Source organism: Prochlorococcus sp. ALOHA_ZT_50, from assembly GCF_022447305.1.
Classification (GTDB): domain Bacteria; phylum Cyanobacteriota; class Cyanobacteriia; order PCC-6307; family Cyanobiaceae; genus Prochlorococcus_A.
Genome location: NZ_JAKVCI010000016.1, coordinates 28,699 through 51,680, shown reverse-complemented (window position 1 = coordinate 51,680; position 22,982 = coordinate 28,699). Strand labels below are relative to the sequence as shown.

19 protein-coding genes and 2 tRNA genes are annotated in these 22,982 nt (G+C 32.8%); 10 read left to right on the top strand and 11 right to left on the bottom strand.

The window, feature by feature from the left end; translation table 11 throughout:
* Together ffh and MK115_RS05825 are read right to left on the bottom strand one after the other, a co-directional pair.
* Nucleotides 1-1,375 (bottom strand): signal recognition particle protein (ffh, locus tag MK115_RS05830; protein ID WP_287610165.1); only part of this gene is annotated, 1,375 nt, incomplete at its 3' end.
* A 47-nt stretch (nt 1,376-1,422) separates the two neighbouring features.
* Nucleotides 1,423-3,528 (bottom strand): IMS domain-containing protein, encoded by a 2,106-nt coding sequence (locus MK115_RS05825; protein ID WP_287610163.1) that lies wholly within the window; start codon nt 3,526-3,528, stop codon nt 1,423-1,425.
* Between the two features lie 113 nt (nt 3,529-3,641).
* On the opposite strand from MK115_RS05825, the gene pdhA reads away from it, so the two are divergent.
* Nucleotides 3,642-4,715: a pyruvate dehydrogenase (acetyl-transferring) E1 component subunit alpha gene (gene pdhA, locus MK115_RS05820; RefSeq protein WP_209110844.1), complete on the top strand. Its 1,074-nt coding sequence runs from the start codon at nt 3,642-3,644 to the stop codon at nt 4,713-4,715.
* Between the two features lies 1 nt (nt 4,716).
* Here the strand turns inward: pdhA and MK115_RS05815 are convergent, their stop codons facing one another.
* Together MK115_RS05815 and MK115_RS05810 are read right to left on the bottom strand one after the other, a co-directional pair.
* Nucleotides 4,717-5,658, bottom strand: coding sequence for an RpoD/SigA family RNA polymerase sigma factor (locus MK115_RS05815; protein WP_025935352.1), 942 nt, complete (start codon nt 5,656-5,658; stop codon nt 4,717-4,719).
* 139 nt (nt 5,659-5,797) lie between these two features.
* Nucleotides 5,798-7,363, bottom strand: coding sequence for an NAD(P)H-hydrate dehydratase (locus tag MK115_RS05810; RefSeq protein ID WP_287610159.1), 1,566 nt, complete (start codon nt 7,361-7,363; stop codon nt 5,798-5,800).
* 46 nt (nt 7,364-7,409) lie between these two features.
* Here MK115_RS05810 and mnmA point away from each other — a divergent pair, with 46 nt between their 5' ends.
* Nucleotides 7,410-8,567, top strand: a complete 1,158-nt coding sequence (mnmA, locus tag MK115_RS05805) for a tRNA 2-thiouridine(34) synthase MnmA (protein ID WP_287610156.1) — start codon at nt 7,410-7,412, stop codon at nt 8,565-8,567.
* Here mnmA and MK115_RS05800 read toward each other — a convergent pair.
* Entirely contained in the window at nt 8,560-10,047 is a 1,488-nt protein-coding gene (locus MK115_RS05800) for a carbon-nitrogen hydrolase family protein (protein ID WP_287610154.1), read from the bottom strand. The genes mnmA and MK115_RS05800 overlap by 8 nt on opposite strands.
* Nucleotides 10,048-10,133: 86 nt before the next feature.
* Between MK115_RS05800 and MK115_RS05795 the strand changes: the two genes are divergently transcribed.
* The 3 genes from MK115_RS05795 (at nt 10,134) to sodX (ending at nt 11,659) form a co-directional block, all read left to right on the top strand.
* Nucleotides 10,134-10,706: an FKBP-type peptidyl-prolyl cis-trans isomerase gene (locus tag MK115_RS05795; RefSeq protein ID WP_025928738.1), complete on the top strand. Its 573-nt coding sequence runs from the start codon at nt 10,134-10,136 to the stop codon at nt 10,704-10,706.
* Between the two features lie 78 nt (nt 10,707-10,784).
* Entirely contained in the window at nt 10,785-11,258 is a 474-nt protein-coding gene (sodN, locus tag MK115_RS05790) for a superoxide dismutase, Ni (protein WP_025894879.1), read from the top strand.
* A complete protein-coding gene (sodX, locus tag MK115_RS05785; protein WP_502923634.1) occupies nt 11,258-11,659 on the top strand; it encodes a nickel-type superoxide dismutase maturation protease in 402 nt (133 codons plus the stop codon). Before sodN ends, sodX begins: the two co-directional genes overlap by 1 nt.
* Here the strand turns inward: sodX and MK115_RS05780 are convergent.
* From MK115_RS05780 to MK115_RS05765, 4 genes are read right to left on the bottom strand one after another with little or no spacing between them, the layout of a single operon-like run.
* A complete protein-coding gene (locus tag MK115_RS05780) occupies nt 11,618-12,289 on the bottom strand; it encodes a hydantoin utilization protein A (protein ID WP_079332964.1) in 672 nt (223 codons plus the stop codon). The two genes, sodX and MK115_RS05780, sit on opposite strands and share 42 nt — an antisense overlap.
* 55 nt (nt 12,290-12,344) lie before the next feature.
* Nucleotides 12,345-13,232: an indole-3-glycerol phosphate synthase TrpC gene (gene trpC, locus MK115_RS05775; RefSeq protein WP_287610148.1), complete on the bottom strand. Its 888-nt coding sequence runs from the start codon at nt 13,230-13,232 to the stop codon at nt 12,345-12,347.
* 12 nt (nt 13,233-13,244) lie between these two features.
* The gene (lpdA, locus tag MK115_RS05770) at nt 13,245-14,684 is read right to left on the bottom strand and encodes a dihydrolipoyl dehydrogenase (RefSeq protein WP_209110862.1); all 1,440 of its coding nucleotides are present in this window, start codon (nt 14,682-14,684) and stop codon (nt 13,245-13,247) included.
* Between the two features lie 11 nt (nt 14,685-14,695).
* Complete coding sequence (locus tag MK115_RS05765; protein WP_353847956.1) at nt 14,696-15,568, bottom strand: TrmH family RNA methyltransferase; 873 nt, start codon at nt 15,566-15,568, stop codon at nt 14,696-14,698.
* Nucleotides 15,569-15,727: 159 nt separating this feature from the next.
* Between MK115_RS05765 and murA the strand changes: the two genes are divergently transcribed.
* The 4 genes from murA to MK115_RS05745 all read left to right on the top strand — a co-directional run bounded on the left by murA (nt 15,728) and on the right by MK115_RS05745 (nt 20,136).
* On the top strand, nt 15,728-17,098 hold the full coding sequence (gene murA / locus MK115_RS05760) for a UDP-N-acetylglucosamine 1-carboxyvinyltransferase (protein WP_287610144.1): 1,371 nt from the start codon (nt 15,728-15,730) through the stop codon (nt 17,096-17,098).
* Nucleotides 17,099-17,629: 531 nt separating this feature from the next.
* Nucleotides 17,630-17,711, top strand: a tRNA-Leu gene (locus MK115_RS05755).
* Between the two features lie 5 nt (nt 17,712-17,716).
* Nucleotides 17,717-18,892 carry an aspartate aminotransferase family protein gene (locus tag MK115_RS05750; protein WP_287610142.1) on the top strand — a complete coding sequence of 392 codons (1,176 nt, stop codon included), beginning with the start codon at nt 17,717-17,719 and terminating at the stop codon, nt 18,890-18,892.
* Between the two features lie 11 nt (nt 18,893-18,903).
* Nucleotides 18,904-20,136 carry a bifunctional folylpolyglutamate synthase/dihydrofolate synthase gene (locus tag MK115_RS05745; RefSeq protein WP_287610140.1) on the top strand — a complete coding sequence of 411 codons (1,233 nt, stop codon included), beginning with the start codon at nt 18,904-18,906 and terminating at the stop codon, nt 20,134-20,136.
* On the opposite strand, the gene MK115_RS05740 is transcribed toward MK115_RS05745, so the two are convergent.
* Both MK115_RS05740 and MK115_RS05735 read right to left on the bottom strand, forming a co-directional pair.
* Entirely contained in the window at nt 20,133-21,485 is a 1,353-nt protein-coding gene (locus tag MK115_RS05740; protein WP_287610138.1) for an FAD-binding oxidoreductase, read from the bottom strand. The two genes, MK115_RS05745 and MK115_RS05740, sit on opposite strands and share 4 nt — an antisense overlap.
* Nucleotides 21,486-21,523: 38 nt before the next feature.
* The gene (locus MK115_RS05735) at nt 21,524-22,759 is read right to left on the bottom strand and encodes an amidohydrolase family protein (RefSeq protein WP_287610136.1); all 1,236 of its coding nucleotides are present in this window, start codon (nt 22,757-22,759) and stop codon (nt 21,524-21,526) included.
* Between the two features lie 129 nt (nt 22,760-22,888).
* Between MK115_RS05735 and MK115_RS05730 the strand changes: the two genes are divergently transcribed.
* Nucleotides 22,889-22,961: transfer RNA gene (locus MK115_RS05730), tRNA-His, on the top strand.
* Nucleotides 22,962-22,982: the final 21 nt, after the last annotated feature.

Sequence of the window (22,982 nt, the reverse complement as noted above, 5' to 3'; positions counted from 1 at the left end):
TCCCTCCCGTTCCTGGCATTCCTCCCATTCCTGGCATTCCTCCCATTCCTGGCATACCTCCCATTCCTGGCATTCCTCCGTTAGACATTTGTTTCATAAAACCTCTCATTCTTTGAAAATCGGCTAAAACTTTATCTACATCTTTTGCTTCATAACCGCTACCTTGAGCGATTCTTTGTCTTCTTGAGGGGTGAGCGGCAAGAACTTCGGGTTTTTGTTTCTCCTCAAGAGTCATTGACGAGATCATAGATTCTATTTTCTTAAGTTGATCTTCTCCATCTTTTATCATCCCATCATCTATTTTATTCATTCCAGGAATCAATTTAATCAATCCACCAAGTGAACCCATTCTTTTAATTAATCTCATTTGCTTTACAAAATCATTAAAATCAAAAGTCGCTTCTTGAAGTTTCTTTTGCATCGCTTCTGCATCAGCAAGTTCAACTTCTTTTTGTGCTTTTTCAACAAGTGTCAATACATCGCCCATGCCTAAAATTCTGCTGGCCATTCTCTCTGGATGAAATGGTTGCAATGCCTCTATTTTTTCACCTACACCTATAAATTTGATTGGTTTACCACTTATTTTTCTTATTGATAAAGCAGCTCCGCCTCTTGAGTCACCATCCAACTTAGTTAATATCGCCCCTGTGATTCCTACTTTTTCATGAAATGACTTTGTTAAGTCTGCAGCTTCTTGCCCAATCATTGAATCAACAACAAGCAAAACCTCATCAGGATTAGAAACTTCTTTTATTCGAACCATTTCACTCATCATGGAATCATCAATTTGCAGTCTTCCTGCGGTATCAATAATTATCGAATTAAAATCATTTTCACTAGCAAAATTCAATGCTTCCTTTGCTATTTCTTCTGGTTTGCTATTTTTTTCTTTAGCTGAAAAAACTTCCAATTCATATTGACTTCCCAATGTTTTAAGCTGCTCTACAGCTGCTGGTCGATAAATATCTGCAGCCACCAAAAGAACTTTTTTATCTTTTTCCTTCAAATAAAGTCCTAATTTTCCTGTTGCAGTTGTTTTACCCGCTCCCTGAAGTCCAGCCATCAAAATGACTGTAGGACTATTTTCATTTTCGTTTAATGGAGAATTTTCATTCCCCATAATGTTAATCAATTCTTTATTTACAACTTCTATAAATTTTTGACCTGGGTTTACACCCCTAACTACTTCTTCTCCAATAGCTTTATCTTTGACATCTGATATAAACTCTTTTACTACAGACAAACTAACATCTGCATCAAGGAGTGCTCTTTTTACCTCCTTCAAGGCATCGTTAATATTATTTTCACTAATTTTTGCTTCGCCTCTTAAACCCTTTACTGCGTCTTCAAAGCGTGACGAGAGTTCATCAAACATTATTAAAAAGTAATTTTAATTATTATAGATGATCTTGAAGTTTGTAATTACAAGCCGCTCACGAAATCAACCAATTTCCATGATTTATTTGAAAAACCCAAAATATATTTAACTTTAAGGGGATTTAATGATGTTTCATTAACAAATTCTCCAGAATTCTTTACTATTCTCTCTAGATAATTCAATTCTACTAAAACAACTATCCGAGATGAAGTTTGCGATTCCAAATCAATCTTACGTATTTGGGAATTAATTTCTTTATAAATTCCCTTCTTGATATCGTTCTGTCTTTCTTCGATTGTTCGATCAATTAGACCTTTACTAACAATCTTAGAAAGATTAATTTCACTCTTTCCTGCTAAATAATTACTTTTACTTAGAAGCCATCCATTAATTAAATTCCTTATATCTTCCAAAGAAGGTGAAGCTGTATTAAGTTCTTTGAATTCATAGGAAATAATTGAAGTAGATTTCTCAGAAATAGAATTCAATTTACTTGAAGGATTTTTTTTTATTTCTTGAATAATATCTATCTCACTAAGCTTTTGATTTTTATCTATAGCAATTAAAGGTTTTTCAGCAATAGATTCGTCCTGAATTGATTTTTTTAAATTATTTCTTAAAAATCCAATACCAATACCAAATGCAAATAAGATCAAAAACGCATAAATATAAATTAAATAAGGCGACCGATTAATAATCTCTTTATCCTTTAAGAATTCCCCAAAACTAAACTTTAATTCAGCAATTTTTTCAATTAAAAAATTATAAAACTCTATTGGTTTTTTCTTAAAGTATTCCTCATTGAATTCGTTTTCTTTGATCTCAACCTTTTCATAATCTTGTTTTATACCACCAGGCCAAGGTAATTTTCTTTCATCAATATTGCCCAATATATTATCAAAATCTTCAGTCGTTTTTGTGGAGGATTCCTTCTCAGTTTGTTGGTTTTGAAGATTTGATCTAATTGCAATTTTATTTGATTTCTTTTCTAATTTTTCAATAAATTCTTGAATTTCCCTATCTTCAAACCAAGAATCTAAATCAACCTCTTTTGATTCAATGTCTCTATACCCAACTAAAACATCATTCTCTAACCAATTTTTACAGAAAATACATATCGCTTCTAACTTATTTCCAGGATAATTATTAAGCCAATCTCGTAAATTTTCATCAGAACTACTTGAAAACCTTGCAGAGGCCTGGTCAATATCAGCTAAAAGCAAATCTAAACAACCAACTAGAGGCATTGAATCAAGACCGGATAAATTTAGTTTCTTTAAAATTCTCCTCGCTTCAAATAATTTTTCCGGCTTTCTTCTAGAGAAACCAATAGCTGTTAAGGATAGAAAAGCTAAAAATCCTGCTTCTAATGATCCTCTTTTTTGTAATTCAAGAAACAAATCAATCTGTTCTTGCACTGTCAAAAATGGCTTAATTTGTTGAAAAAAAGCTTCAAACTCTTGCTGATTTAAATAATCTTTATATTCAGATTTATTATTACCTTCTAAACCACCTCTTTTGATTATTAAATTTTCCAACATACTTAAGCCTTTTTTATGAGACTCTTGATCATTTAGATCCCTACTAAGTAGATCTAGGATTCTGTAAGGAAGCAAAGCAACCAAATCTTCTTCAAGTTCTTTTCTTTTTTCTCCAAGCTTTCCCATTCTTTGTAGAAGTTGTATACCTTCATGTAAAAAGTCTGCCGCGTTCGAATAGGATCTAAGCTGTTGTTCTTGAATTGCAGAATCTCTAGCTGTTAAAGCAGCCAATAATGTTAAATCAGCTTCTCTACTACTTCCTAAAGCTGGAGTTTGTGGGGGTTGCAATGCTTTTCTCGTAATTTTAAAAGCTTCTTTTGGTGAACCTGATTCCCAAAGAAGTATTAATCCTGCTACTTCTCTATTTGAGGAAAAATCCAATCCAGAATTCCCATTTAATAACAAATTTTCGTACTCTCTTCTGCTTTCTGGATCTGTAAGTAGATCTGCAGTGAGGCGAAGCAACTCAGATCTTTGGGTTAAAACTTCATAAGTAAAACCTTCATCAGGTGTTTTATCTAACCGCAATTGAAACGCCCTTAATATTTCCTCAGAAGTTGCAGAGGGGCTTACGCCAATTAAACGAAAATGGTCTAAAGGAAGTTCCAAACAAATATCCTATTGAAAATTCTTAGACAAATTTTATCAAGTTAAAAATTTTTTTCACAAGGTCTTACAGAGTTATTAAAAAAAATCATGAAAATCGCCCTTCACGGCTTAGAATGTTAACAAATCAAAACTTCGTTAAGGTATTTTTCTTGGAAACACACGTAGAGAGAATCTCAAATCTTCAAGACATAAAAAAAGCCGAATTAGATCGAGAAACCGGATTATTTCTTTATGAAGACATGACGCTTGGTCGTAGGTTTGAAGATAAGTGTGCAGAAATGTATTACAGGGGGAAAATGTTTGGTTTCGTTCATTTATATAACGGTCAAGAGGCTATAAGCACGGGAGTAATTGGCGCCATGAAAAAGAAACATGATTGGTTTTGTAGTACCTATCGCGATCATGTTCATGCACTAAGTGCGGGTGTTCCCTCATTTGAAGTAATGAGTGAACTTTTTGGTAAAGCTACTGGTTGTAGCAAAGGCCGAGGTGGATCCATGCACTTATTTTCAAGAGAGCATCACTTACTCGGAGGATATGCATTTATTGGAGAGGGAATTCCAGTTGCCTTAGGGGCAGCCTTTTCAAGTAAATACAAAAAGGAAGTTGCTGGTAATAGTAATAGTGATGCTGTAACTGCAGCATTCTTTGGGGATGGGACTTGCAATAATGGGCAGTTTTTTGAATGTTTAAATATGGCCCAGTTATGGAAATTACCCATAATTTTTGTTGTTGAAAATAATAAATGGGCTATTGGTATGGCTCACGATAGAGCTACTAGTAATCCTGAAATCTGGAGAAAAGCGTCTGCTTTTGGTATGCACGGCGAGGAAGTTGATGGAATGGATGTATTAGCAGTTAGAGGAGCAGCACAAAGAGCAATTGAGCGCGCTAGAGCAGGAGAAGGTCCCACACTTTTAGAATGTTTGACTTATAGATATAGAGGACATTCTCTTGCAGATCCAGATGAATTAAGGTCTGAAAAAGAGAAGGAGTTTTGGGGGAAAAGAGATCCTATTAAGAAATTAGCCAAAGAAATTATTGACGGTAAATTCGCAACGGAAGAAGAATTAAAAATTATTGAAAAGAAAATTGATGCAGAGATATCGGAGTCAGTTAAAAATGCTATTGAAGCTCCCGAACCCCCTTCAGAAGAATTAACCAAATATATTTGGGCAGAAGATTAGATTAAATACCACTAGGTAATTTTCTGGTTAAATTCCTTAATTTTCTTAGTGCCTTAAGTTCAACTTGTCTTACTCTTTCTCTAGAAACTTCTAATAATCTTCCAATTTCTGCAAGCGTATGTCTCTCATTTGCATCAAGTCCAAACCTTAGTTTGAGAACATGTTGTTCTTGCTCGCTTAAATGACTTAACCACTTACCAAGTTGCTCTTGATGCATTTTCTGTTCAACTTGATCTAAAGGCTCTTCATTATTACTATCTGCAATTAAATCACCTAAAAAGCTCCTGCCATCATCACCATTTACTGGAGCATCTAAACTACTTGTCGATAAAGCTTGTCTTAAAACAGAATCCAATTCTTCAACATCAATTTCCATTGCCTCTGCAATTTCAATTCTGCTTGGCATAGCACCAAGCTTATGAGCCAAATCTCTACTAACTTTTCTAATAGAAGCTAACCTTTCACTTAAGTGAACAGGTAAACGGATTGTTCTTGATTGACAGGCAATTGCTCTTGTCATACTCTGCCTAATCCACCAAAAGGCATAAGTAGAAAACTTATATCCTCTTGTCGGATCAAATTTTTCAACAGCCCTCTCCAACCCAAGAGAACCTTCTTGTACTAAATCAAGTAATTCCAGTCCTTTACCTTGATATTTTTTTGCCACACTGACAACTAATCTTAAATTAGCTTTCATCATTCTTTCTTTAGCTCTTCGACCAATTTTTATAGTTCTTTTTTGCTGAGTTGTAAAATCATTAATCTTTTCATTTAATTGTCCATCTTCTGTAAGAATCATCATCTTCTGGACTTGATTACCCAATTCAATCTCTTCGGCAGGTGTTAATAAGGGAACTCTACCAATATTCTGCAAATACCAACTTATTGGATCATTACTCCTCCTTTTAGGTTGTTCTGATTGAGTTGGTAATGATGAAACCATTTTTTGACCTATTTAGGTAGTAAAACTCTCCTACACTTTTAAAGAAATGGCCAAATATTTAATGCGCGCTTCAGATTTCAAGTAATATTTGTACACTTATGTGTTTAAAACTATAAATAACTCTCTTAAATTGTTTCTTTCAAGATATTTGTCTCGTTTTTATATTTCTCATTAATTTTGTCAGTTCATCACCAATAGCAGAAGCATTTGACCCACTTTTGCACTTTGATGCAGCAAATGAATGCAAAAGTACATATTTAGCAAAAAAATCTGTTGATATATTTCTACACAAGGTTAAATCAATCGCAGAACTACCAGCTACAAAACCAGATAAAAGATCACCCAATCCAGCTCGAGCTGTCTGAGAATCGGTTCCAAAAAGTTGCCATACTTTTTTATTATCAGCAACTATACTGTTAGCTCCTTTTAACAAAATACTGATATTGAATTCTTTTGCCGCATCACGAGCAAGCCCAACATTGGTCTTAGATTTGATATTAGGAAATAATCTTCCAAATTCTTTGCTATGTGGTGTAATCCATGTTTTAAATTTTCTCTCTAAAAAGAAATTTGCCCCCAACTTAGATTCCGAAATTCTATTAAGTGCATCTGCATCCAAGATCAATAATCCTCCAAAAGCCATAAGATAGTCTTTTGATTTTTGCCAATCATCATTATCAATTCCTATTCCTGGACCGACAGCTAATGAATCAAACGCACTTAAATCAATATTCTTTAATGCACTAAATAAAGATGCATTTCCATTTTGGTTAGATTGCATAGTTTCTTTTAAAACTATTTCTGGGGCAACTTGCCAAATAGATTCAGCAACTATCCCAGGAAGGACCGCAGAGATAAAGCCTGCTCCACTTGATATGGCCCCTTTTAATGCTAAGTATGCAGCACCAGGATATTTTTCACTTCCGGCTATTAGTAATGTTCTACCTCTTTGATATTTGTTGGAATTTTTTGGTAAAGAAGGTAAATCAATATTTTTTATATCTTTGTAAGTAACCTTAAAAATCTTTTTATCAATTTTGGACAGCTTACTAGTAGGCATCCCAACATCTATATGGTGCAATTCTCCAATAAAAGGTAAAGCAGAATCTTGGGTCAACCCAATCTTATAAAGACCAATGGCCAAGGTATAGTCTGCCTTTACTGCGTTATCTAAAAAAGGCTCTCCTTTATCAGGACATAATCCTGTTGGAATATCAATACTTATTACCTTGCCATATTTGTTATGAAATTTTTGATTAAAAAGTTTAATTAATTTATTATCAACTTTTCTTGTTTGATTATTACCAAAAACTGCATCAATCCAAAGTTCTTTACCATTTGCATCAGGGGGCTCTACTAATTTTGTGACACCAATAGATGTAAGATAATTAAGGTGGTTATTTGTTAATGTTTTTTTTATCGGGAATGGACACCATACCTTTACTAAAAAACCTTTCAAAAAAAGCTCTCTAGCTATTACTGCACCATCCCCGCCATTATGCCCAGGACCTATAAAAACAGTTATTCCATTCTTGAGAAGAGGTTTCTTTTTTAAGAGCCATCTACTAATTTGGATACCAGCTTTTTCCATCAATGCTTCTTGTGGCATTCCATCAGAAAACATTTCTTTCTCTAATATCAACATTTGCTTTGAATCAACAATTAAATGTTTAGAGTCAATTGTTGGCCATACAATTTCGTTCATAATTAGTACAAAGCAATTGAAGAACTGTTCAAAAATTTAAACTTCCATGTTAAAGACACAAAAGGATAAAAAATTAGAGAACTTTTTTTCTTCTAATAATAAAACTAAAAAGAAGAAAAATATTATTGTAGGTCTTTCTGGTGGCGTAGATAGTTCCCTTTCAGCTGCTCTTCTTGTAGAAAGAGGCTGGAATGTTGAGGGACTAACTCTTTGGCTAATGAAAGGACAAGGCTCCTGTTGTTCTGAAGGATTAGTAGATGCTGCTGGCCTTTGTGAAGATTTGGGAATTAATCATAAAATAATAGACTCAAGAGAAATTTTCGAAAGAGAGGTAATTAAAAAAACTACTGAAAGCTATGAGAAAGGATTCACTCCACTTCCATGTTCGATGTGCAACAAGAATGTGAAGTTTGAAGAGATGCTTAATTACGCAATAAACAAAAAAGACTTTACTCATATTGCGACCGGACATTACGCAAGGATAAAAAAATCATCTTATGCTGAAACACTTGATTGCAAGAGCTTTGTATTTAAGGACTTCCTTCTTCTCAGAGGTGCTGACGAAAACAAAGACCAAAGTTATTTTCTTTATTCTCTTTCACAAGAAGTACTAAGCAGATTAGAATTTCCTCTTGGTGAAATGAAAAAAGAAGAGACAAGAAAGGAAGCCCTGAGATTAGGCCTTAGAACTGCTCAAAAACCAGAAAGTCAAGATTTATGTTTAGTTGAGCATTATGGATCAATGCAGAGATTTATCGACAAACACATTGAACCCAAAGAAGGAGAAATTGTGCATGTAAATGGGAAAGTCCTAGGAACGCACAATGGTATTCAGCACTTTACAGTAGGTCAAAGAAAAGGTTTGGGCATCGCTTGGCCTGAACCATTATATGTAAAAAGTTTAGACAGGGTAAAAAACATAGTTTATGTAGCAGATAAAAGTGATCTATTTAATAAAGAAGCAATAATTAGTAAGGTTAACTGGGTTTCAATCGAAGAACCTAAGCAAGAGATAGAAGTAGAAGCACAAATCAGATATAGAAGTCATCCAGTAAAAGGAACTTTAATACCTTTGAAAAATTTAGATAATCCAACTACAACATTTAAATTAATTTTTGAAGAAAGTCAAAGTTCGGTAACGCCCGGACAAGCTGCAGTTTTTTATAAAGGAGAAATTTTATTAGGTGGCGGATTAATTAATTAATTTTCCAAAAGAAATTTAATCCCATAAAAAATATAAACAAAAACAAAATAGGTTTATCTCCAAATTTTGTATAGAAAGTCTTTTCGGATGAAAAATTAGGGAACACTATTTCATTTTGCTCAACATCATAATCTAAAAGTTTAATTATTTTTCCATCATCTTGAACTAAGCCCGAAGGGCCGGTATTTGATACTAGTAAATTATTTTTCTTATTTTCAATACTTCTTAATCTAGCCAAAGATAGGAATTGATTATAAAGCTTAGCTGGATATGGATCTAAATTTGCTGCAGTTATTATTAGTTTTGCACCGCTATTAATAGCCTTTCTTATTTCTAGTCCATCACTAATTTCGTAACATATAGCTACTGCTAGTGGGGGTGTAAATTTAGGATCAAAAAATCTTGAATCAGAGCCTGGTTGAATTCCTCCTACTGCAGATAATCCTCTTGAAAAACTATCTAGAAATCTAGGTATTTTTTCACCTAATGGAACAAGTCTATTTTTATCTATAAATGAGGTAAAAGATTTATCTCCAATTTGAAATCCGAGTAAAGAACTTCTTAACTCATTATTTGAATTTCTGAAACCTCCTGACAAGGTATTAACCTTAATGCCTTTAGAAAAATAAAAATTATTAGATAGAGTTCCTTCAGGAGCAACAAGAAGTTTCGCTTTGTTTGATAAAGCATATTTTTGAGCGATAGATAGCTTTTCTTCAATAAATTCATCATTTATTTTTAATTTTTCTCTTGTTGGTATATTAGTTTGCCAAATAGCTACTGGATATTCATAATTTCTTTTTATTGGAGTTGTTAAACCTCCAAATAAATGTAAGAAAATAAAAACCAAAAGTCCTAAAAGAAATATTTTTTTAAAGTAAAGTTTTCTTTCCCATCTACCTTGAATATAAAAAATCCAAAATCCAATCAATATTTGTAATACGCATAAACCACTTGCACCAATCCATCTTGCTAAACCAGCAAGATAAATATCACCTGGGATAAGACTCTCTCCTAAACCTATCCAAAAAAAAGGTGTTTGAGAAAGTATCAATTCACCAATACCCCAAGTCAAAGATAAAAAAAATACTTTTACTGTTAAAGATAATATTTTCATTTTGAAAACATCCTCTTTCCAGAGAATAATTTCAACTAACAATCCCCATAAATAAACTAATATCCCACCCAAAAAAGCGCAAAATAATAATATTAAAATGGCAATAATTAAACTTGCAAGCCATGAAAACCCAAGCCATGTCAATGGATGAAGATCATAAAGCCAAGAATGACTTATCAAGATAAAGAAAAAACCCCAACAAAAATTTGCTATTCTCCTTTCACTTCCCTTCCATAAAATAAATAATGATATCGGCATAAAAATCAGCCAAAAATGAGTTGAAACTGAAATTCCTCCTAAAATCCCTCCTAAACAAGGGTAAAAATATTGTCTTAGACTTTTAATTTGAGTTGGGATTAACAATCTAAAATTACGAAATTAAATTTATAATCACCCATTTATTGTACCTTCATTCTGTAGACTAAGTTTTAGTAACTTTCAAAATTTAAGTGAAAGAAGTCTTTATTAGTTTTGCAGTTTTTGTTTTTTGTGTTTCATTAACTCTTTTCAGTCAATTTAATTCACCTCAAGTTGTTAATGCTGCTGAATCAGAAACTCAGTCAGTTCAAAGAACACCTGTTGCAAAATCATCAAATGTCTCAAATAATAATTTATTTGAACTAGACCCATCAGATCCAAATCCTATACTTTTCGCTATGGCAGAAGAAACACCATCAGACAACAATTCAAGGACTACAGAAAGTGGTCTAATTATTGCAGATATCGTAAACGGGGAAGGAGATGAAGCTAGTGCTGGGCAAACAGTTACTGTAAATTACACAGGAACTCTAGAAGACGGGACACAATTTGATACCAGTATCGGCAGAGCTCCATTCAGCTTTCCCTTGGGTGCTGGACGAGTAATAAAAGGTTGGGACGAAGGTGTAGCAGGCATGAAAGTTGGAGGCAAAAGAAAATTAACAATACCTCCGGAACTTGGATACGGATCAAGAGGAGCTGGAAATGTAATACCTGCTAATGCGACTTTAATATTTGAAGTTGAATTATTAAAAGTCAATTAAATTAAGTAAGAAAAATATCTAAGACTTTTCAATTTAGTTAATCTCCAAGTAATATATATACAACACCAAATATTTGAAATGTTAAGTAAATTCATCAATTCTTTTCTAGATAAAAAATCCCCAATGACAGTCCATGCTCACTGCGATGGTCCTTGTGGTGTTTACGACCCAGCATCTACGAGAGTTGCAGCTGAAGCAGTTTTATCAATGACAAAAAAACTTATTGCATTAGAAGCTCCTTCTAGCACTGATTCAGCAGAGTGGGCTGCATACAGTAATACATTTTCTAGATATGTTGCAGTTAAAGAAGAGCAAGCAAAAGAAACAAAGAAAGAAATTCTAATTTTGTGGACAGATTACTTTAAACCAGTTCACTTAGAAACTTATCCAGACTTACATGAAACCATTTGGAAGGCGGCCAAATTATGCAGTGCATGCAAAGTTAATATTGACTTAGCCCAAGCTGAAGAACTCATGAGTTATGTAGAAAAAATTCATAATATTTTCTGGGCTTCAAAAGGAAGATCAGACGCTTTTGTAAAAGCTAGTTAATCAGAGTTATTTTCAAAAGTTTTTTTGATTTTATTTTATTTTTTTTAGGTTTAAGAAAAACCGCGATTATTAGTGGTGAATCGATGTTTCCTTACCTAAAAGAAGGTGATATTGTATTTTTTAAAAAATATAAAAAGAATAAATCAATACTTAAAAATCGACAAATAGTTATTTTTAATCATCCAATTAAAAATAAAAACCTAATAAAAAGGATAAATTCAGTAAATCAAAATAACGTTGAGGTTATTGGCGACAATATTGAATTTAGCGAAGATAGTAATAAATTTGGATTAATCAATAACGAAAAAATAATTGGGATTGTCACCTCTAAATTAATTATTCCTAAATTAAAAAATTTTTTAATTCAAAAAAACAGAAGCACTTCTTTGAATCCAAAATAATCCCAAAGAAAAGGAAAGCCCTCCTGCTACAGCTATTAATCTTTTAATAAATTTTTGACTTGCTTTAAAGGTGGTAAAAGATATTAAACAAGTAAAAAGATTCATACTTATTAGTGAACCAATCAAATATGAAATCAAATATAAGCAAGCGCTTGTTAAAGGTAGTGCTAAAGCAGGAAGAACTGCAAGAAAATGTGAACCTCCAGCTATACCGTGTAGCAAGCCTAAACCAGTCAAAGCATGTGAGTGCTTATTATTATTTTTTTGTTCCTTAACATGAAAGTGAAAGTGACGATGGGCAATTCCATTCTCATGCTTATGGGAATGCGAGTGGATACTTAATTGAAAAGAATTTTTTATAGCAAATACTCCAACAATTAGAAGTGAAATTCCAACTAGGAATTCGGCAATACTAGAAAATTTGTTTAATGGCGTAATATCCTTAATAAAAATCGCTAGAAAAGCTAACAAGAGGACTCCTGAAGAATGTCCCAAGCCCCATGAGAAACTATTTTTAAGAGCTTTTTGGGGATTATTAATCGCTGCTGGTGCCATTGCAATTAGATGATCAGCGCCACTAACTACATGCACAAATCCTGCGACTATACCTGTTAAAATTACAGCCTGCATATATATTCAGTACAACTCTGTTTATTCAATTTTATAGCACGATTTGAAGTCAATATTAAATTGAGTTAAATAATTTCTTGAACGATTGTTCAATATCAGTTTCTCTCATAAAAGTTTCACCAATTAATACTCCCTTGATTCCAATAGATCTAAGCGATTCTAAATCTTCGGCACAATTAATTCCAGATTCACTTATGGGAATAATATTTTGTTTTAAAAATATATCTGCATATGTATGCATCAATTCTATTGATGTTTTTAAATCCGTTTTAAAAGTCTTTAAGTCCCTATTATTTATTCCAATCAAATTAAAAGATTTTAACTTTAGAATCCTTTCTAATTCATTAGAGTTATGGACTTCAACAAGAACACTCATCTTTAAATTATCAGCTATTTTCTTTAAATAAATTAAATCATCATCACTTAAAATCGCAGCGATTAATAATATTGCATCAGCACCAGATACCCTTGCTTTATAAATCTGATAAGCAGAAATAATAAAATCTTTGCAGAGTAGAGGGAGATTAGTTGATCTCCTTACAGTTTCGAGTATTTCATAACTACCTTGAAAAAACCTTTTATCGGTAAGTACTGAGATACATGATGCACCTAATCCTTCATAACAAATTGCTATGTTTTCAGGGTTAAAATCTTTTCTAATAACTCCTTTACTCGGACTAGCTTTTTTTATTTCAGCAATAACTCCTGGTTTTATTTTTGACTCCAAAATATTTTTATAAAAATCTTTGGGAGTAGGAAGTTTTTCAATCTTTTTGATGAGATCTTCTAAAGAGACTATTTTTTTAAAATTCTTAATTTCAATATCCTTGTGCCATACAATTTCTTCCAGAATATTTTTTGCTTGTGCTTCTCTATGAGGTACAGCATATTCTAAATTTTCTACCCTTACTGTTGGATTTGGTGGCCTGCGTCTTATCTCCATTAATTTTAGATATTATTTTATTTGAGAAGCCGCTTGTTTATATGCGACCTCAACTACTTCACTAAGAGTAGGATGAGTATGAACTTCTTTAGATAATTCAATTACATCTTGGTTCCTTGAAATAGCGTTCGAAATTTCTTGAATTAAATCAGCTGCATGTAACCCAAAAATATGAGCACCTAATACTTTCCCATTATCTTTATTGAAAATCAACTTTAGCAATCCATCACTCTCCAATTCAGCCAATGCTTTTGAATTAGCCTTAAAGAAACTTTTGACAACTCCCAAAGTAAAATTTTCTTTTGTAGATATCTCTTTAGCTTCAACTTCAGAGAGACCAACTGAACTTATCTCTGGGTGAGTAAAGGTTGCTGCGGGGATACTTTTATAGTTAATTTCGACATTACCACCGCAAATATTATCAACAGCAATAGTACCCTGCGCTGCAGCTGTATGGGCAAGCATTAGTTTGCCCGTTACATCTCCAACAGCCCAAATGTTAGGTATTATTTCATCACCATTCTTAACTCTCATTTGATCATCTACAGGAATGAAACCTTTTACTGTTTCGATACCAACCGACTCAAGATTTAAGTTATTACTATTAGGACTTCTGCCAGTTGCGACTAGTACAGCGTCAACTTCTAAAGTTTCTACAACTTCCTTAGATTTTGCATCAGTCAGTTCTATTTTTACAGGGCATCCAGGTGTTATTTTTGTCGCAAAGACATTTGATTTTGTGTCTATATCTCTTGCTTGAATAAGGTTCTTCTTAGCAATTTTAGTGATGTCTGGATCAAATGTTGGCATAATATTCTCCAAAGCCTCGATCATGGTAACTTCACAACCAAGCGCGGTATAAACATCAGCAAATTCTAGACCTATATATCCGCTTCCAATAATTGCTATCCATCTTGGAAGCCACTCAAGTTTAACCGCATCATCGCTAGTAAATACGGTCCTATTATCCAAAGTTATTCCACGGGGCACAAAAGGAGAAGAGCCTGTTGCTATAACAATATTCTTACATGTGAAAATTTTATCAATTCCGTTTTTATCTCTTACACCTACTTTTTGATTTCCTTCAATTCTTCCAATGCCCAAAATAATTTCAACTCCACTCCTTTTAAGAGTTTTTGTTAAATTTTCTCTAACATTTAAAACTAAATTATTTGCATGATCTGCAATTTTTGATCTCTCGAACCTTACTGGTGAAGCATGTATACCAAATTTAGCTAAATGTTCATAATTAGCTATTTCTCTAACTTTTCCACTTGCAGCCAAAAGAGCTTTAGATGGAACACAACCCTTGTTAACACAAGTGCCTCCCATATCAGAAGATTCTACTATTGCGACTTTCAGTCCCTTACCAGCAGCATGTTTAGCGGCATCAAAACCTCCATATCCTGCTCCTATTACGATTAAATCAAAATCAAAACTTGAATCAGTCACTTTTTATTTATTTATTTAGAGGTGTATGCGACTCTTTTTCGTTCTAGTAATAACGGAACTGCAACACAAGCCACATTCAATGATTCTACAATCTCACTATGCGGAATTGTAATTGTTTCATTAAAAGCTTCTTGAATTTTTTTATGAATACCTTGACCTTCATTACCCAAAATTAATGCTGTACGTCTAGACCAATCAACTTCCCAGTAAGGTTTTGAAGGTTTTTTTGAACTCTCATTATGGCTACTAGTAGAGAAAATCTTAAATCCTACATTTGATAATTCAGACAAAGACTTAAGTAAAGAATTTAATATTTCTTCTTCAATGCCATCAAATCTTAAAAATGGCAGATGAAAAACTGCACCTGAGGATGCTCTTAATACCTTTTGGCCTAATGGGTGCGCACCTCCAGCTAAAAAAATTGCATTAACACCCGCAGCTAAAGCGGTTCTAAATAGATTACCCATATTCCCAGGATCTTGAATTCTGTCGAGAACAAGAACAAAATCATCTTTTCTATTAAATTGATAATTAGGTATTGCTGAAATCTCTACTAAAGCTGCTATCCCATCTGGATTAATTGTTGAAATCGCAGATGCCAAGACTTCCTCTGAGACAATATTTATTAATGACTCATCAAATTTTTTGCTTAGATTTTGATTCTTTCTTAGCCATTTTTCGGTAACTAAAATCTTAGAGGGATTTTTTCCAGACTTCAGCAATTCTTCAATGAGATGTGTACCCTCTATGCAAAAAAAGTCTTGATCTTTTGGAGATGATCCTCTTTTAAATGATCTAAATCTTTTAACTAGATTATTGTTTTTACTAGTTATTTTTAAAAAAGTATTTTCTATGAGTAATTTGAAAAATTTGTTATCAACTATATTTTAATTACATAAATATTTTGATCAATTATTTATTAAATTTTTATTTCCCAAGAAATCAAAAAATACATTTTCACTTTTAATTAATATTCATGACGTTACATAGGGTGGACTTAATATTATTAGTTTGTCATGATGAATCTAATAAATTAAGTCTTAATGATTTGCGGAAGCAAAACGAAGTCATATCTTAAATCGCAAAATTTAAAGATTCTTGGCCAAGGCAAGTTAAATGGAATAGTTGAAATAAGTGGTGCGAAGAATTCCGCCTTAGTTTTATTAGCCTCATCATTGCTAACTAATGAAAAAATAATTCTTGAAAATGTACCTTTTCTCACTGATATTGAAAAGATGGGGAATATCTTAAAGAATTTAGGAGTGAATTTAGTTCGTAAAAACAACCAACTAGAAATAGATCCAACAACTATTTCGATTAAAGAACTTCCATATGAACTTGTTAAAGGATTAAGAGCTAGTTTCTTTTGTATAGGTGCACTATTAACTAAATTTGGAGAAGCTCAAGTACCGTTACCAGGTGGATGCAATATTGGTTCAAGGCCAATAGACGAGCACATTAATGGATTAATCGCACTAGGAGCAGACATTATTATTGAAGAGGGAATTGTAAAGGCAAAAACAAGGGGGAACAAAAATAGACTTCATGGCACTCATATTAAATTAAATTGTCCAAGTGTAGGTGCGACTGAAACTTTAATAATGGCAGCATCTTTAGCCAAAGGAAGAACTACTATTGAAAATGCTGCTAGAGAGCCTGAAGTTCAAGATTTATGCCAAATGCTTAATAAAATGGGGGCAAAAATTTATGACTCCGGTAAAGAAACAATTATTATTGATGGTGTTAATAAGCTTGGCGGATGTACCCATAAAGTAATTCCAGACCGAATAGAAGCTGGAACTTTTCTAATAGCTGCTGCTGCAACTTCCTCTTCAATAACAATTTCTCCAGTAATCCCTCATCATCTTGAAGCTGTCACTAATAAGCTTCAAGAGAGTGGGAGTAAAATTACGATTAAAGGTAATTCGATTTCTATCAAGAGTAAAGAGATTAAAGGAGTAGATATTGAAACAGCTCCTTTCCCAGGCTTTCCTACTGATTTGCAGGCACCATTTACAACTCTAATGACAATCGCAAATGGTGAATCAAAGATAACTGAAACAATTTTCGAAAACAGAATGAATCATATTTATTTACTTAATGAAATGGGCGCCAGTATAAAACTAAACAAAAACGTAGCTCACATCAAAGGTGTTAAAACAATTAATGGGATGAATCTAGTTGGCTCAGATTTAAGGTCATCAGCTGCATTAATAATTGCAGGAATCATCGCAAAAGGTAGTAGTAATTTCTATGGATTAGAACATCTAGATAGAGGTTATGAAAATTTTGAATTAAAACTAAAAAATTTAGGTGTAAAAATAATTAGAGAGATCAGTAAAAATACTTTTGAGGAGAATGGATATAAAATTGAACCTAAATCTGAGAATCTTTCAAAACTCGAAGCAGCTTAGTCTTTTCCAAATATATTTTTAAAACTAAGAAAGTTGATTCAAACGTAAGCAATATTGATTAGTGAAATACAACCCAAAAATAATATAAACAAAACTAGAAAGCGATTAGACCAAATTTTATTTAAACCATTAAATTTGAATTCGTTCATGCCCAAGTTCCGCTATTAGATCCGAATGTTGTAAGTATAGTTACTGCAATAAAAAGATAAGGGACAAATTTAAAGGATAATTTTTTAGCTTGAGTTTTAGACATTTGTTTTTTTATTAAATATAACACAATATTACTAATCATGAAGCTATCTCCTTTTAAAAAAGACTTTTAAGCGCATTTAATCACAAAAATGTATCATAAATGTTTAAATTTTCTTTTTCCCCTCATTTCTTGTCAGCAAATGCAATAAATAATTCTATGTTTTTATCGAAAAGATTAACTATTAACAAACGTTATCTTGATAACTGTTCCTTGACCAAAACAATAGTCAATAAGTTGATTTTTGTTATAATAAAAAAGTTCATTTTTTCAAAAGCCTTGGGAGCGTGGTGGAATTGGTAGACGCACCGCACTCAAAATGCGGCACCTTCGGGTATGTCGGTTCAAGTCCGACCGCTCCCACTTTGATGAATACCTATAGTCGATTCGATATATCTTTCAAAAAAGGAAAAGGTTGTTGGCTATGGGACAAAACAGGTAAAAAGTATCTTGATGCAGTCGCTGGTATAGCAACTTGTAGTCTTGGACATAGCGATAGAGTTTTAAGAAGAAGGCTATCAACTCAACTAAAAAAGATTCAGCACATTTCCAATCTCTACAACATTGAAGAACAAGAACAATTAAGCAGAACTTTAACGAATATGAGTTGTGCTAAAAGCGTCTTCTTCTGCAATAGTGGTGCGGAAGCAAATGAATCAGCAATTAAATTAATTAAAAAATATGGTAATACAACAAATAAAGGTAAAGAATCAATTATTCTCGCAGCAGAATCCAGCTTTCATGGAAGGACGCTTGCAGCCTTGAGTGCCACTGGACAGCCCAAATATCAAAAAGGTTTCGAACCAATGATTCAAGGGTTCAAATTTTTTAAATTTAACAATTTTGATTCGGTAAAAAAATTATTTGAAGAGTGTGAAAATAATGATCAAAAAATTTCCGGCGTTTTAGTTGAACCAATACAAGGAGAAGGCGGCGTAATTCCTGGAAGTAAAATATTTTTTAAAAGCCTGAGAGAAATATGTGATAAATATAATTCTCTTCTCATTTTAGATGAGGTCCAAAGTGGAGTAGGTCGAACTGGGAAAATGTGGGGTTATGAGAATTTAGGAATTGAACCTGATGGATTCACCCTTGCTAAAGGATTAGGAGGAGGTCATGCAATTGGAGCATTATTGGTAAAAGAAAAAGCCAACATTTTTTCTCCAGGAGATCATGCAAGCACTTTTGGAGGGAACCCATTCGCCTGTAAAGCTGCCCTAACTGTATTAGAAGAAATAAATAGAAGAAATATTATCAATAATGTTTATCTAAGAGGGGAACAATTAAGTGCTGGGTTTGAAGAATTGTCAAAAAAATTTCCAAATATTATTAGCGGGAAAAGAGGTTTAGGTTTAATACAAGGTCTTGTGATCAATGATGATTATGCTGATGCAAAAAAAATTACATTAAAAGCTTTTGATAAAGGATTACTGGTAGTTCCTGCAGGAGGAAATGTTGTAAGGATTGTCCCACCATTAGTTATATCTCGAAGAGAAATTAATATTCTTTTGGATAAGCTAAATTCAATTTTTGAAGAGTTATAGCAATTTAAATTTTGAAAAATGCAAATTTAAAAATTTTTGAATTATTATCTCCTAAATATGAAAGGGATAATATCAAGTTAGGTTTATCAAGAATTAAAAAAGCACTTCAAGAACTTGGTAATCCTTGCAAGAATATCCCTGCGATACAGATTATTGGAACCAATGGGAAAGGATCAATCGCGGCATATTTAGAAAGTATACTTTTTGAAGCTAAAAGGAATTTCGGTGTAACGACATCTCCTCATCTTTTGGATGTATGCGAGAGGATTAGAGTTAATAAAAAAAATATTAATAAAACTGATTTTGAAAAAATCTATAGATTAATAGAAAAAAATTTTTCAACATTTGAATTAACTCCTTTTGAAAAAATCATTTGCTGCGCACTAAATTTTTTTGACCATAAAAAAGTTGAATTACTCATTCTTGAAGCTGGCTTAGGGGGACGATTAGACGCGACAACAGCCCATAAATCTAGACCAATCATTGCTATTGGGAATATTGGCTTAGACCATAAAGAATTTCTTGGAGATACGATTGAAAAAATTGCCGAAGAAAAATTAGCAGTTATTGAAAAAAACTCAATTGTCATCTCATGCAATCAAAATAGTCAAGTTGAAAATTTAATAACCAAAAAAGTTAAAGAGGTAGGAGCAGAAATTATTTGGAAAGATTCAATTTCAAACAGCTATGAGCTTGGATTAAAAGGAATTTTTCAAAAGCAAAATGCTTCAGTAGCTGTTGGAGCAATTGAAGCGCTGAATAATTTGGGATTTAATATAAAAGAAAAACACATATCTGAAGGTCTTAAAAAGACAACTTGGAACGGAAGGCTAGAAATAATAAATTATTTCAACAAAGAAATTCTTGTAGATTGTGCGCATAATTATCCTGCTGCAAAAGCACTCTCTAATGAGCGAAGCAATTGGGAGAATGAAGATAAAGGAATTTATTGGATTTTAGGTGTCCAAAGACAAAAAGATATTTACGCAATATTAAAAACACTTCTAAAGAAAAATGATCACTTATTACTTGTGCCAGTTCCAAACCAACCTAGTTGGCAATTAAATGATCTCTCTCAGATTAAAGAAATTGACTTTCAAAAAACAATTGAATTTAAAACATTTGAACTTGCCATTGAGTATTTATTTTCCCTAGAAAAATGGCCACCTAATCATCCTGTTCTAACAGGTTCTATTTTTTTAGTTGCTGAATTTATTAAATTTGCAAATAAACAGAAATGTTAAATATTAAATTGTTCCTTTACTTCCCAACCTTCCAATTTTCCTGGATTTAATAGCCCTTTAGGATCAAATTTTAATTTCGCTTTTACTTGATCTGCGTCAACCACTCCTAGGCCTCCGCCTTCGACAGTTAAAACATGGGGATTAAAAATAAACGCACCAAGTTTCTTGCAATCTTCCATTATTTCATTTAATTCTTCTGCCCCATTCCACTTTAATACAGGCAAAGCCGCTAATCGCGGTGATCCTTGTTGAGAAACTGCCTCTAAATGCCAAAGAACTTTTTTACCCCATTTTTTTCTCAAAAAATTAATTAATTCTAGTTCATTATTAAGTGGCAAAAGCATCTGTAAATACGTCCAATTTTTATCCCTAGACCTCATATGAAGAGTTGTATGATTCCATACGACTTCAGAAATTCCATTCACGAGCTTTTCTTCTTCCCCAAGTAGGGTAGATTCAACTTTAAATTTTTTACAAATTAGCTCGATGGTTTTTATTCCTCCAAGAGTAGATTGAATTAATATCTTGTGACTTCTAGATTTACTTTTAAACCATTTTGGCATTTGATCTACAATTTCTTCTTCAAGAATTGCTCCTAATTTCAGATCAATTGCTGCGCTGGTGAGAGTTTTTAATATTTCTATTGTTTTTTCAAATTCAATACAGTCGATAACTATTGAATACCACTTACGTTTGATATCAGTAGCAAGTAATAAAGAAGTAATTATTCCATTAGTCCCATAAGCATGATTTAGAGGTTCGGATTCTTCAGCATCAAATTTTAATAATTCAGGTTTTTCATTCATCGTTACTGCCTCTAAACCAATAAGATTTCCTGGATCTCTTAAAAATCCCCACCTAATGGAACCAATACCTCCTGATCCACCTGCAATAAAACCTCCAATTGTTGCAGTTTTCCAAGTACTAGGAAGCAACCTCAATTCCCTCCCATATTTCTCTAATTGTTTATTCAAATCTCCCATAACACAGCCAGACTGTACTTTTACAAAACCTGTATCTGGATCAAATTCTTCTAACTTATTAAAGTGACTCATCTGCATTACAACTCCTTTAAACAATGGGACAGCTTGTCCATAATTACCTGTACCTGAACCCCTTAAAGTAAGTGGGATAGAAAATTCCCAACAAATTTCTGCTACTTCCTTTACCGCTTTGTGATCACTAGGTCTTACCACCAAATCAGCAATACATTCGTCTAATTTTTCAGTAAGGATTGGAGAGTAGTTATAAAAATCTTTTGAAAGTCTTTTTACATCGGATTTATTTTCAATGATCTCTAAGTTTTTGACTTCTCTAAATTTGTCTATAAATTTAAGTTTTGATATCATTAATAAAAATTTTTATGCTTTGTATATAAATTAGCCAATTAGCAATATAAATCGCCGTTTATAAATACTTTTCTCTTTAAATTGCTCGAAAAAACATCTGCCCATCTTTGTGCATCTAAAATCACAAAATCAGCAGGACAACCTTTTTTAATTAAACCATCCCATTTTAAATTTAATAATCTGCTTGGAGCTAAAAAAATAGAAGATAGAGTCATTCTCTCCCAGGGATTTAGTTGAAGCATAGGCATCGAGCAAGACAACATATAAAAAGGGTCAAAATTACCAAATGGGTACCAAGGGTCTTGAACATTATCACTACCAAGAGATACATCCACATGTGATTTTTGTAATTGCTTTATTGGCGCAACTGGTCTTTTTAATGAAGTAGTTTTATTACTTCGATTGAGCAGCCAAAAATTTGTTAGGGGTAAAGCAATAACCTTAATATTTTTCTCAGCCATTTTTTCTCCTAAATTTAAAATCTCTCTATTACTTAGAGAAATAAGACTACTCAAATGACTACAAGTGATCGGAATACTATTAATATTTAAATTTTCGATTGTTTCTAATAAAACTTTTATTCCCGCTCCAGGTTCAATAATTGATTCATCTATATGCAAATCAATTTCTAATTTATATTTACTCGCAAGAAGAAGCATCTTTGCTAGAAATTTGCTTGTATTTTTTTTATTGAAAGGGGGTACAATAACACCTCCTAAAATGCCTCCATTAGAGGAAAATATTTTTGCCAAATCTTCTCCATCAGTTGTATCCCAGAATTCCAATGGAGCTAGAGCAACGTATTGTAAAGTCAACTCAGATGAAAATTTTTTTTGTAATTTAAAAAGTTCAATCCAAATATCAATAGATTGACCTTTGTATGTATCAATATGACTTCTAATAGCTCGGTATCCATTTTGTATGGCAAGTTTTAATGATTTCTCAACTCTTTCAAGAACCTTATCTGTAGTTCTAGTTTTATGTTCTTCAAGATTTACTGATAATGCTCCTCCATAGTTTGATTCCAGATTAGGAAAGTCTGCCCATGTAAAAGATTTATCAAAATGCGAATGCGTTTCAACAAATCTTGGGAATAAAATATTTTTTGGTTTTGTAACTTTATTTTTTAAAGGCTTTAACTCAGAAACAAATCCATCCTCCCAACTAATGGAAACTGAACATAAATCCTCTACATCGATAATGAGGTTATCTATATCTTCTATTAAACAAAGGCTTCTGGGAATAAGAACCTCAGCTGTGCCGGAATTACTCAAATTTTTAAATTTTCTTTTATTTTAAATCATAAGAAAACTTTACTGAATTAGAAAATAATTCAAATTTCGCTAAAAGATAAAAATAACTATGAAAAATTACCCTTGAGTTGTTAAATTTATAAATGTGAGGCGGGCGTCGCCAAGTGGTTAAGGCAGCGGCTTGTGGCGCCGCTATTCGGGGGTTCGAATCCCCTCGCTCGCCCTCAAAAAAATTGCAGCAAAA